Source organism: Vibrio sp. SSH13-20 (genome assembly GCF_040104475.1).
Taxonomy (GTDB): domain Bacteria; phylum Pseudomonadota; class Gammaproteobacteria; order Enterobacterales; family Vibrionaceae; genus Vibrio; species Vibrio harveyi.
The window spans coordinates 503,438-516,310 of record NZ_JBECOU010000004.1 but is presented as its reverse complement, the minus strand read 5'-3'; the positions used below and the strand labels follow the sequence as shown (position 1 = coordinate 516,310).

Annotated in this window: 9 protein-coding genes; 5 read left to right on the top strand and 4 right to left on the bottom strand. The window is 46.7% G+C overall.

The annotated features are described in order from the left end of the window. Positions 1 to 15: 15 nt before the first annotated feature. The 3 genes from ABMY42_RS14375 to ABMY42_RS14365 form a co-directional block, all read right to left on the bottom strand. Positions 16 to 723 (bottom strand): 1-pyrroline-5-carboxylate dehydrogenase, encoded by a 708-nt coding sequence (locus ABMY42_RS14375; RefSeq protein WP_349266461.1) that lies wholly within the window; start codon positions 721 to 723, stop codon positions 16 to 18. 11 nt (positions 724 to 734) lie between these two features. Beyond that, positions 735 to 3,866 (bottom strand): bifunctional proline dehydrogenase/L-glutamate gamma-semialdehyde dehydrogenase PutA, encoded by a 3,132-nt coding sequence (putA, locus tag ABMY42_RS14370; RefSeq protein WP_274879106.1) that lies wholly within the window; start codon positions 3,864 to 3,866, stop codon positions 735 to 737. A gap of 400 nt (positions 3,867 to 4,266) precedes the next feature. Then, the gene (locus tag ABMY42_RS14365) at positions 4,267 to 5,079 is read right to left on the bottom strand and encodes an AraC family transcriptional regulator (protein WP_005449884.1); all 813 of its coding nucleotides are present in this window, start codon (positions 5,077 to 5,079) and stop codon (positions 4,267 to 4,269) included. A gap of 774 nt (positions 5,080 to 5,853) precedes the next feature. On the opposite strand from ABMY42_RS14365, the gene ABMY42_RS14360 reads away from it, so the two are divergent. After that, on the top strand, positions 5,854 to 6,573 hold the full coding sequence (locus ABMY42_RS14360) for a helix-turn-helix transcriptional regulator (RefSeq protein WP_009696508.1): 720 nt from the start codon (positions 5,854 to 5,856) through the stop codon (positions 6,571 to 6,573). A gap of 68 nt (positions 6,574 to 6,641) precedes the next feature. Here the strand turns inward: ABMY42_RS14360 and pdxH are convergent, their stop codons facing one another. Further along, on the bottom strand, positions 6,642 to 7,277 hold the full coding sequence (gene pdxH, locus ABMY42_RS14355; RefSeq protein ID WP_005449881.1) for a pyridoxamine 5'-phosphate oxidase: 636 nt from the start codon (positions 7,275 to 7,277) through the stop codon (positions 6,642 to 6,644). A gap of 128 nt (positions 7,278 to 7,405) precedes the next feature. Between pdxH and ABMY42_RS14350 the strand changes: the two genes are divergently transcribed. The 4 genes from ABMY42_RS14350 to ABMY42_RS14335 all read left to right on the top strand — a co-directional run bounded on the left by ABMY42_RS14350 (position 7,406) and on the right by ABMY42_RS14335 (position 12,872). After that, positions 7,406 to 9,349, top strand: a complete 1,944-nt coding sequence (locus ABMY42_RS14350) for a cache domain-containing protein (RefSeq protein WP_349266460.1) — start codon at positions 7,406 to 7,408, stop codon at positions 9,347 to 9,349. After that, the gene (locus ABMY42_RS14345; RefSeq protein ID WP_050933809.1) at positions 9,342 to 10,568 is read left to right on the top strand and encodes a response regulator; all 1,227 of its coding nucleotides are present in this window, start codon (positions 9,342 to 9,344) and stop codon (positions 10,566 to 10,568) included. Before ABMY42_RS14350 ends, ABMY42_RS14345 begins: the two co-directional genes overlap by 8 nt. Before the next feature lie 113 nt (positions 10,569 to 10,681). Further along, positions 10,682 to 12,073 (top strand): HlyD family type I secretion periplasmic adaptor subunit, encoded by a 1,392-nt coding sequence (locus ABMY42_RS14340; RefSeq protein WP_005449876.1) that lies wholly within the window; start codon positions 10,682 to 10,684, stop codon positions 12,071 to 12,073. A gap of 115 nt (positions 12,074 to 12,188) precedes the next feature. Next, entirely contained in the window at positions 12,189 to 12,872 is a 684-nt protein-coding gene (locus ABMY42_RS14335) for a transglutaminase-like cysteine peptidase (RefSeq protein ID WP_017189818.1), read from the top strand. Position 12,873: the final 1 nt, after the last annotated feature.

Here is a 12,873-nt window from a genome sequence, read left to right as displayed (position 1 = left end):
GTATCACAAGTCAGGTTAGTGGGAGTCGCTTCCCAACTCGAGTAGAGTTGCGTTACCGCCCACCGCTGTAATATTTATCGTTCGAGTACGCTCGGTAATGAAGCGCAACGACAGATGAGGATCATGAGTCAATGTCGGTGACTCTAAATCCGTTTCAGAAACTAAGCCGACGATGGCACCGTCACGCTTAGCCAGTTGCAGGTTAAGCGCATGCTCAACCTGTGAATGCCCAACATAACCCACACTACGTACGTCGCTGTCTAACAACGGGGAAGACGCATCGTACGCAACCACTTGGACTAAGTTAGATGGGAAGTTTGCTGACGCCACAGCATGCTTAACCAATTGAGTAAGCTCTGTATTGTCACTACAAATCACCACGCTGTTGCCTGCAATCAGAGCACAGGTGATCATTGCAAATGTGCTGTTCAGAGCGTTCTCGGTATTTGCTAGATTGTTTTCACAAACAACCAAAGCCACACCGCGACCCGCTGCGTACAGCTCGTTAGTTTCACCCGTAGGCCCCACTAACTGATGAGTTTCTGCTAACAGAGTAGACGCTTGCTGCAAGTGGTAAGACACCACTTTGCCAACCACGCTATGCTGCTCTTCAATCGCAGATTTAAATGCCAGCAAATGCTCACATTTGTAATCAAAATCGGCCAGATTCCACTGCTCCCACGCAGAGAATGCATCTTTAAAAAACGTGATCTGATGAACCATAATGCGACTCCTTACGCCTTCTCTGCTTGAACAAGATGTTGTTTAGTAAAGCGGTATAGGTAGTGAGGACCACCAGCCTTCGGACCTGTACCCGACAAACCTTGACCACCGAATGGCTGAACGCCAACCACCGCGCCAACCTGATCACGGTTGATGTAGCAGTTACCCACACGAGCGTGTTTTTCAATCCAACGGTAAGTGGTTTCGTTACGGCTGTGGATGCCCATTGTGAGACCAAAACCAGTTTGGTTAATTTGCTCAACCACGTTTGGCAACTCAGACGCTTTAAAGCGAACAATGTGTAAGATGGGACCGAATTGCTCTTCTTTCAGAACATCAATGCCCGAGATTTCGAATGCACTTGGCGACACAAAATCACCATGCTGACACGCTTCGTCCAATTGCAATTGAGCAACTTTGGTTTGCGTGCTTGTCATGTGCTCTAGGTGAGCAAGTAGTTTATTTTTCGCATTGCTGTCGATAACCGGACCCACATCCGTTTTGTGCAGGTAAGGAATACCAACATGCAGTTCATTCATCGCACCTTGGATAAGGTTGATGATGCGATCTGCAACGTCTTCTTGAACGAACAGAACGCGCAGAGCAGAACAACGTTGACCAGCAGAAGCGAAAGCGGAACGAATCACGTCACGCACAACTTGCTCTGGCAGTGCCGTACTATCCACAATCATGGCGTTTTGACCGCCAGTTTCCGCGATAAACGGTACTGGCTTCGCGCTACGCTCGGCAAGCGTCACATTGATGCGTTGCGCCGTCGCTGTCGAACCGGTAAATGCCACACCTGCAATCGCATCATGAGACGTTAGTGCATGACCAATTTCACCACCACGACCCGGCAATAGCTGAATCACGCCCGCTGGGAAGCCGGCTTCTAACATCAATTCAATCGCACGCGCCGCAATTAAGCTGGTTTGCTCAGCTGGCTTAGCCACAACTGTGTTCCCTGCAACCAATGCCGCTGTGACTTGACCAAGGAAAATCGCTAATGGGAAGTTCCATGGGCTGATACAAACGAATACGCCCAAACCTTCACGGCTAGACATGCGTTTCACGCCATCAAAACCTTCCAATTCGAACGGCTGAAGGTTTTGTGCTTGTTTCGCGTAGTAACGACAGAAGTCGACCGCTTCACGCACTTCATCAATGCTATCGTGAATCGTCTTACCCGCTTCTTGGTGACAAATTGCCACCAGTTCAGCCAAGTTTTCTTCCATCAGATCCGCAAGCTTATCTAGGCACGCCGCTTTTTGTTCAATTGCGGTGCCTTTCCACTCTGGGAATGCAGCATCAGCCGCTTCGATTGCAGCGGAAACATGATCAAGGTTTGCGAAAGCCACCTGACCCACTTCAATACGACGATCGTAAGGGGCAGTAATGATCTCTGCGGAGTTTTCCTTGATCATGCTTTCGGCATGTTTTTCGCCGTTGATGATCGGACCCGCAGTCCACTTCTGAGTTAGGAAGCTTTCAACCTGCGCTTCAAACGGCTTCGCTTCGCTGTCGATATCAACGTTCACACCGTATGAGTTTTTGCGCTCTGGGAAAATGCCGGTTGGCATTGGGATTTGACCGTTGTGCAAGGTCTCAAACGAGGTCAGCACATCAACAGGGTGATGCGTCAGCTCTGAAATTGGACAACGCGCGTCCACCAAACGGTGCACAAACGAGCTGTTCGCGCCGTTTTCTAGTAAGCGACGAACCAAGTAAGGCAGGAGGTCCGCATGGCTACCGACTGGCGCGTAAATACGTACTGGCTGACCATAAGTGTCCATCACATGGTTATAAAGCGAATCGCCCATACCATGCAGACGTTGGAATTCGTAATCTTTGTGCTCTGCCATTACAGCAATCGCCGTAACAGTGTGTGCGTTGTGACTAGCAAACTGCGGGAAGATATTACCGCGCACGCCTTCACTCAGTAGGAAACGCGCACACGCTAGGTAAGCAACATCCGTCGCTTCTTTGCGCGTGTAAACAGGGTAGTTCTCGTAACCCGCTTGTTGCGACCACTTGATTTCGCTGTCCCAGTACGCGCCTTTTACTAGACGAAGAGGGATCAAATCACCCTGCTCTTTCGCCAGACCGTTTAGCCATACGAGTACAGGTAGTGCACGTTTCGAGTAGGCTTGAACTACTAGGCCAAACTTGCCCCAGCCTTTCACTAGGTCGCTGCGGTACAGCTTTTCAAACAGTTTGAGTGACAGCTCAAGACGGTCCGCTTCTTCTGCGTCAATCGTGATGGCAACATCCACCTCAATAGCGCGCTTAAGCAGTTGCGTTAAGGTGTCGTAAAGCTCTGTCATCACGCGTTCTTCATTCGCCACTTCGTAACGTGGGTGAAGTGCAGAAAGCTTGATAGAAACAGAAGGTGCAGGGCTTGTGTCACTGCCGTACGTTTCACGACCAACGGCTTCGATCGCCATTAGGTAGTCTTTGAAGTACTTGCTTGCGTCTGCTGTGGTCAGCGCCGCTTCACCCAACATATCAAATGAGTAAGTGAAACCTTTGTCGCGCATTGGGCGACCGTTCTTCTGCGCTTCTTCAATCGTACGACCACGTACAAACTGATGACCCATGATCTTCATTGCCTGATACATGGCTTTACGAATCACAGGTTCTGAGAATTTATTTACCAGACGGTTTACAGCCTGACCTGGGCTCTGGGTTTCTTGCTCACCAAGACCAATCACTTTACCTGTTAGCATTAAGCCCCAAGTTGAAGCGTTAACGAAGACAGAATCAGAACTCTTAAGGTGAGATTTCCAGTCAGCAACGCTTAACTTATCTTTAATCAGTGCATCCGCCGTTGCTGAATCAGGAATACGCATCAATGCTTCTGCAAGACACATCAGTAAGATACCTTCATGAGTATCTAAGCTGTATTCCAGCAATAGCGCATCAATCATCTGAATTGACTTCTTATCCGCACGGATGGCTTCGATAAGCTGGGTTGTTTGGGTCGTGATTGCCGATTTTTCTTCCGCTGTCGGCGTTGCTAGTGGCAATAATTGCTCTAGCCATTGAGACTCGTCCACCATGTACAATGGCGAGATCAGTGACCACAACTTATCAAGCGGCTGCTCGATAAATTCCGGTGTTAACACGTTCGTTGCTGTAAACATGCGTTTTCCTCAATCTCTCTCCTCGAAAACCGCTTCGAGGATCATCAATGGCTGGCAGTGTATTTTGAGCCCGAGAAGAATACTTGTCAAAAACTCCGAGCTTTTTGCTAAAAACTCGCTTTTATAACAAAACATCTACATAGTCACACGCAAATACATAATATATTGTGTTGTAAAAATTCATCTTTGCATGTCATTTACAACAAAAGCAGGCGGGTTTTGAGCAATTTCTGTTTGAATAAGAAGGATTTAGATTGCGCTTTTGTGAGGAATGGACAAAAACATTGAAATTTTCCGGAGAATTACGCAAAAAAGTTCGACTTTCCTGTGCAAAACACAAGCACAAAAAAGCCGCGACTCATACGCGGCTTCGCTCAAATAAGCAACTTGATGAGCAGTGTTAGCCAACCTGTTTCTTATACTGAGAAGGTGATAATCCTTGTAAACGAGTAAAGGTATGAGTGAAAGTACTTTGGCTTGAGAAACCGGTGAATTCGGCAATTTGCCCCAACGTTAAGTGACCTTGTTCAATCAAATCGCGCGCCATATCGATGCGTTTGCCGAGCACGTACTGATGCGGCGTAATGCCCATCTGATCTTTGAATAAGCTATGGAATTGGCTTTCACCCAAAAATACGCTGCCAGCCAATTGCGCCACGCTGATTTTGTGGCTCAAGTGCTGTTCGATGTAACGGTCAATCGCTTCCAGATCAAAGCGTGACTCTTTCCTTGAGGTTTCAAATGCTGATATATGACGCTGCATAAGAGCGATCACGGTGTCATTACACGCACGGCTAAGCAGTAAATCGTCTGGATGATTACGCATCTCTTGCACCAGCATTTGAATCAGCTTTTGAATCTGACCATCCAATTGGAAGTAAAGATGAGAGCGTTCTAGGTTATTGATTTTTTGCAACATCTCAGGATCATCGTTGGCAGGCTTTGGCATATTAAGCACCAAGATGTCTGATTGATGAATCACGCCACCGAAAGCATGATCAGAAGATGCAGTTACGATGCAACCTTGCCCCGGACCAACCAAATTGCCCTGACCACGAACTTCGAATTCTGCTTGTCCCTTTAAACCGATCACGATCTGTGTGTAAGCATGATCATGGCAATCCATATAAGACGGAAGCGTGATCAACTCTGCTGGTTTAGGCAGCATGATCTCTTTATATAGCGGGGCTTTCGGGTTATCTGAATCACTCATTTCAAACAGTCGTCTTTACACAGTCGGCTTATATCTTGGCATCATATACCTTCTCTGTTGGGTTGCAAATCTTCCCCAATCCAATCGCACAAGATCAAATCAACACGATCATTGCGCTCTACATGATCATAGTTCCGGAACGATGATCATGTAAGAGAAACTTACGGTCAATGTGCAACCAATTTTTTTAACAAAAACGGACAGATAGCCAAAATTACCAAAGATGAGACAAGCCAATAGCAAAGATCTTTGGGGTTGAAATGCACACCAATGTAAGCAACAAGGTAAAAACTACGATCGAAAGCGCGCGAAATGCCCGAAAAACAGGAGCATAGAGGGATTTCCCCCCTTACTAATATGCTCACAATTCAATACATTAGACCTCGAGCTCTAGGATGCATACGACCCTGAGCTCATCGGTATCTACTTGATACCTCTAACTTACTTAGCAGACCCTCGCTATGTAATTTAGAACCTCTTCTACACGTCGACAAGATTATATCTTGTGTTGCCAGCCCGTCTTCAGGCTGGCTTTTTTTTGTCTCACGCCAATGAAAACAATGGCATAAGCTGATAATATATCGACCATCTCACCGTATCCTGACGTTAATCATCACGCTGAGTTATCCTGATCGACCTTCTCTCTTCCAGTTCCATCTGGCGCGATTCTCGAAAGCATGATCAAGGCAGTGTTGTAATAAAAACGCGGGATAAGCGAAGTGAGAATACTGACCTGCAATCAAGCAGGCGATATGTAGCAGTAGTGAGTCCCTTGTGAATATTCCAGTCAATACCATAGAACAGTCGCTCCTTCGACAGCTACCGGGTTGTTGGGGATGCAAAGATAAAGATTCGGTATTCCGCTATGTGAATCAGGAATACGCAGAATTGATAGGCTACGATTCACCTGAAGTCTGTATAGGCAAAACAGACTTTGAGGTCGCAAGCCCTACCATTGAATGTGCAAAAGAGTTTCAAGAACAAGATAAGCACGTGATTGAAACAGGCGAGTCGCTAAAGATCCTTGATATCCACCCTTATCCAGATGGTCATTGGCGAGCGCACATTTTTACTAAGACGCCTTGGCGAGACGACGACGGCAACATCATTGGCACCATATTTTATGGTCGCGAACTTACTGATACTGCCGTCATCGAAGTGGGATATTGGGTATGCAGAGCCATCGGTGGCACGCCCAACCAGCAGTCCATCTTTCGTTTTTCTAACCTGAAACCCGAGCCAGAAAAGCTGACCTGCCGTGAGCAAGAGACTCTGTTCTTGTTGCTGTATGGCAAAAAGCCGCAATTCATCTCACAGGTCATGGGGATTTCAACCAAGACCGTAGAAGGGCATGTTGCTCGTCTGCGTACTAAGTTTGAAGCCAACAGTAAGAACGAACTTATCGACAAAGCCATGGAGGCAGGCTACGGATCGATTGTGCCGAAAACCCTGCTTAAACATCAGCTTTCTGTCGTGCTTAACGGTGAACGTTGATTCGCCATTGGGTAAACACAAAAACACCGCCTATTGAGGCGGTGTTTTTTATCTCTTTGTCAAAGCCATTACGGCGCAAGGCGATCGATGTCCCACTCGCCTTCTTGATTTGAGAACAAGAAACGGTCGTGCAGACGATGTTCACCACCTTGCCAGAATTCAATGCTTTGCGGCTTGACGCGGAAACCACCCCAGAAGGACGGCATCGGGATTTCACCCTTGGCAAACTTCTGCTTCAACTCTAGGAATTTACCTTCCAATACACCACGTGCAGAAATACGGCTACTTTGTTTGCTCGCAATCGCAGCCAATTGGCTGTCTTTCGGACGAGAAGTGAAGTACTTCATGTTCTCCATCGGCGTTAGCTTTTCTGCCACACCTGTGATGTGAACCTGACGCTCAAGTGGATGCCATGGGAAATGCAGGCTGATGTTGCTGTTGTGCTCAAGCTGCTGCGCTTTACGGCTGCCCAAGTTGGTGTAGAACACAAAGCCATCTTTATCGACGTTTTTCAGCAGCACAATGCGTTGAAACGGCATGCCATTTTCGTCCACTGTCGCGACCGTCATTGCGGTTGGATCAGTCAACCCTGCTTGTACCGCTTGCTCTAACCATAGGTTAAATTGATCAATCGGATCTGCTTTTAAATCTTTACGACGTAGGCCACCTTTTGTGTACTCACGACGAATATCAGCAAGTTCCATCTTCACTCCTTCACTCGTTTTTGTCGATTGTGCGCCCGATGATAGGGAAATTCAAGGAAAGCAAGCGAGAACCCTGATTGCGGTTTTGTGTTATGTCACGTTGTCGCAGCAGCTCACAGCATCACTAAATGCCTTTTGATAACATGGCGTTAAAAACTAGTGAGCCAATCGTGAACCTACTTAACCCCAAAGCTCTGCGCCATTTTTTATTGGTCTTGCTCGCCATCGGTCTGGTCGGGCTGATGTTGACTCATAAATACGCAACCCAGCATCAACATGATCAGTGGCAAAATAAGCTGCAAACTCAAGCTTCGCAGGTTGCACAGGAAATCGATTATGAACTGGCAAAGTTTGAACAAATCCCGAACTTGCTCAGCCATGACCCAAGATTACTCGCAGCGGTCAAAGAGGGTAAACCGTCAGAATCCTTCAATTTATTGCTCGCTGATTGGTTAGCACAAAGCCTCGCTGACACTATTTACGTGCACAATAAAACCGGTTTGGTGATCGCATCGAGCAACTATCAACAAGACGACAGTTTCGTCGGTTCTAATTTTGCCTTTCGTCCTTACTTTCAACACGCATTAAATGGGGAGAAGGCTCAATACGTTGCCCTCGGGGTTCGCTCCAATAAGCGCGGATATTTCTTCTCATCGCCACTTTGGGTCGATGGCGAAGTCGCAGGCGTAATAACAGTTAAAGTCAATTTAGAGCAACTAGAACAGCGCTTGGCACAAGACGATGGCGATTTACTGGTTGCGGGTGTGCACGACGTGGTATTCATGAGTAACTTGCCCGATTGGCGCTATCGTGCTCTGTTCCCATTATCTGAACAAGCAAAACAAGAGCTCAATCAAACTCAACAATACGGTGATACCCTTCCTCAATATCGTGGCGAGCTCACTGGGCAAAGCGGAGTCAATCAGTTTGAAAACAACCAACTCTTGGTGTCACCCAACTACCTTGCTTACGCGACCAATCTGTTTGACAAAGGTTTTCGCGTCATTGCACTGATTAGCCAACAAGAAGTCTTCACCGCTGTATTGCAAGCCGACATAGTTTATCTGCTGCTGTATGCGCTCGTGGGGTTAATTGCGTTGGCATGGTTCCAAATGCTGGTCAACAAAGCACGTCTTGCCAATGTCAATGCCAGCTTGGAAGAAAAGGTAACAGAGAGAACTTTCATCCTCAGCCAAGCCAACCACAAGTTACAACAAACCGTGCATCAATATGAGCAGAGCCAACAAGAACTGAAGCAAACGCAACAAGAGCTAACTCAAGCGGCAAAGTTAGCGCTACTTGGTGAACTGTCTGCAAGCATTAATCACGAAATCAATCAGCCACTGGCTGCGCTGCGGACTTACACCGAAAACTCGCAGCGTTTAATGACAATGGAGCGTTACCCAATGGTGGCGGACAATCTGGATAAGATGCTGTCGCTCAACGATACCATGGCCGAAGTCATTGCACGCTTAAAGGTCTTCACGCGTAAGACGGATGACAACCTACACAGTGAGGTATCGGTTCTACACGATGCGGTGCACAACGCGACACGTATTCTGAGCAGTAAGCTGATCAAACAGGGAGTGACGCTTAAAGTGCCAGCCATTGAATACGACGTAAAACTCGCGATTCACAGCGTCGAGCTTGAGCAAGTGCTGATCAATCTATTCCACAACGCAGCTCAAGCTATGGAAGGGTATTGTATCGACCCACAGATTTCGATTGCCGTGCAGTGTGACCAGAGTAACTGCGATATTTTGGTTTCTGACAACGGCCCCGGCATGTCAGAACACGCCTTAGCTAAGATTTTCGACCCGTTTTACACCACCAAGCCAGAGGGGCTCGGACTGGGTTTAACCATCTCAAAACGCATTTTGGAGAGCTATCAAGGCTCACTCAGCGCTTATAATCATGATGCTAATAGCGATGATGCTGATAGCGATGCCGATTATACCCGTCACGCTCACAACCAAATGGGTACACAATCTCAGCTATCAGGTGGGATGACTTTTGTCGTCAGCGTACCTCTCGTTTCACTTCATCCAGCAGAGGAAGACTCTCATGCATAACCCTGTTTTCTTTGTCGATGATGAGCCACATATTCGTGATGCGGTTACTCAAGCGTTATTGATTGAAGGAATTGACGTCACTTGCTTCCCAAATGCAGTTGAAGCGCTGCGCGTGATTGATCCCAATACGCCAGCACTGATCATCACCGATATCCACATGCCAGTGATGAATGGGTTAGAGTTCATGCGCACCCTGTTAGGCAAAAATAATCACTTTCAATTTATCGTATTAACTGGGCATGGTGATGTAAAAACCGCGGTCGAAGCGATGAAGAGCGGTGCGTATGACTTTCTTGAAAAGCCATTCTCTACCGAGCAACTATTAAAATCGCTCAACAATGCCGGCGATAAACTGGTCTTATTGCAAGAAAACATCTGGCTAAAGAAAGAGCTCGACATGCAAACCCATGTCGGTCCAAAAATGATTGGTCACAGTCAAGCTATGGTCGACATTCGCCGTGCGCTGATAAGCGCCCCACTCCACCAGCCGCTCATTTTTGTCGGTGAAGATGGCACAGGGCGAAGACTCGCTGCTCAGTTTGCTCACGATATCCATGCGACCGCAGAAAGTGAGTTGATTGCCGCATCCGGTGAAGACTTATACGAGCTTTCACATGAAGCATTAGACAAAACCATACATCATCTTACAGACGGTAAAAGCCATTGCAGTTTGTACTTACACAGCGCCGAGCATATATCGGAAAAACAGTGGCAATGCTTGTTTAACCACCCGAAACTGCAACGCGTATTTGGTGCTGCAAACACCGTCGACAAAGGCATTGAAAGCTCAGTAAAGATGATTCGGATGCCGAATTTGAATGAACGCAAAGAAGACATCGGTCCCTTATACAAACACTTCGTGCGTCATGCAGCGAGTCGCTATCAGCTCCAACCCCCTCAGATTAGTCTGAATGAAGTGAAGCGGATTACGGAACTCGATTGGCCAGAAAACATCAAACAATTGAGGCAGTTTGCCGAATTAAGGGCATTGAAACCGGACGCGTTTCGTATGGAGGATTGGAACAGCGAAAAAAGCATTGAAATCCAAAGTATGACCCAACGCACAGAACACTTTGAATATTGCTTGTTGTTTGATGCCTTGCAACGACATAGAGGCAGACTCAAAGAGGTTCAACTAGAATTACAAGTGTCGCGCAAAACCTTGTACGACAAACTAAAAAAACATCAGTTGGACAAAACAAAGTTCAAGGCACAGTAAATGAGGGGGGACTTACCCCTTTCACACATTTTTATTAGCTGAGTATGCTGACATGCTCCGTTAATAATAATAAGATCAAAAAGATAAACCGTCTTTATAAAACAAGGAATGTGATGAGCCGAGACAACTACAACAAACTAAGCAGCGAAGAGCTGGATTTTGTTGACGACAAAACCGCTGCATTGCTTCTAAATACGCCAAATAGTGCCCGCTTAATGCTGTGGGTGATGGTGTTATTCTTTGTTGCGGCTATCGCTTGGGCGTCGTGGGCGCAAATCGATAAAGTAACCGTAGGGCAAGGCAAGGTTATCCCTTCCTCTCAAATCCAAGTCGTACAAAACCTCGAAGGTGGTTTGGTCAAAGAGATCTTGGTGAAGGAAGGTCAACGAGTCGAAAAAGGTCAGCAGTTGTTATTGATTGACGACACGCGTTTCCGCTCAGACTTCCGTGAACGTGAACAACAAGTTGCCAACTTGACGGCTTCCGTACTGCAACTTTCTGCGTCGATCAGTAGTGTCGAAGTCAATCGCGATTTCGATGACAGCAACTGGGAACAAAATGTCGTTCTTGATTACGGAAAACTGACATTCCCACCAACGCTTGAAGAAAATCAACCTCGCCTAACGCAACGCCAAAAAGCGGAATACCGAGAAGACCTAGATAATCTGCGTAACCAAATTTCAGTTATCGACCAGCAAGTAAAGCAGAAGCAGCAAGACCTGGTTGAGATCCAAGCACGTGTGAGTAACTTGCGCCAGAGCTATCGTTTTGCCAAGAAAGAGTTAGACATTACCAAGCCGCTCGCAGATGAAGGCGTTGTGCCTAAAATCGAACTGTTGAAACTACAGCGTCAGGTGAACGACACACGCCGCGAAATGACATCCAGTGAACTGAAGATTCCCGTAATCAAATCTGGTATCCGCGAATCCATGCTTAATCGTATTGATGTTGCTCTGAAATTCCGTTCTGAACAACAAGAGAAGCTCAATAGCACCCAAGACCAACTTTCTGCGCTCGTGGAATCGGCTGTGGGCTTGGAAGACCGCGTAAATCGTACCGTTGTGGTTTCTCCAGTGACAGGCACTATCAAAACATTGAACGTCAACACCGTTGGCGGCGTTATTCAACCGGGTATGGACATCGTCGAAATCGTCCCAACTGAAGATACCCTTTTGGTTGAAGCCAAAATTGCACCGAAGGATATCGCATTCTTGCGCCCTGACCTTCATGCCATCGTGAAATTCACCGCGTACGATTTTACCAAGTACGGCGGTCTTGAAGGGGAACTGGAGCACATCAGTGCCGACACCACACAAGATGAGGAAGGCAACAGCTTCTATATCGTGCGTGTACGAACTGAGAAAACCAGTTTTGGACAGGATGCAGACTTGCCAATCATTCCAGGTATGACGGCTTCAGTCGATATCATCACAGGTAAGCGAACCGTTTTGGAATACCTGCTTAAACCAATTTTGAGCGCCAAAACCAACGCACTTAAGGAGTAAGTGTCAGCAAGGACTCTCCAATGTATATTTAAGTGTTGATAAGTGGTTAAATAAAAAGCACTTATTTCTCACTGTCGAGCCTATTGGAAGAGTACACTTGTGATGTGAGTCGAATATGCCACCCAGATTGAAGCGTAAAGTTACATTATTAATCAGCATTAGTTGTTTTTCGTTCCAAATTGGTGCCTTGAACAACAAAGAACAAAGATGGGTCGATACGGTCACTTCAGTCTATGGTGAACGCGCTGGAATGCGCGTGAAAACCTGGCGAGATAATATCGACTTTTTTAAAACATTGGAGACTCATGAAAAGCTGGCAGGCGTTAACGACTTTTTCAATCAACTTTACTTCGTTGACGACATAGACCTATGGGGCAAAAAAGACTACTGGGCAACACCACTCGAGTTTTTAGGCAGCAATGCCGGTGACTGTGAAGATTTCACTATTGCCAAATACTTCTCTTTACTCGAGCTTGGCGTACCGGATTCAAAGATGCGTTTGATCTACGTAAAAGCCATCGAATTGAATCAGTTTCACATGGTACTCGCCTATTACCCAACCCCAAGTTCAGAGCCGCTCATTCTCGACAACATCAATCCAGAAATTGTCCGAGCCTCCAAGCGTAGCGATTTGCTACCGATTTACAGTTTTAATGGTTCAAACCTATGGCTAATGAAGTCTTCTGCTAGCGTTGGAGAGCTAGCAGGAAAAGCCTCACGTTTGAGCCTTTGGAATGACTTACGCTCGCGCGAACGTAAGTTGCAGTTAAAAAAACCTAAAATTAACTATGACGAGTGAA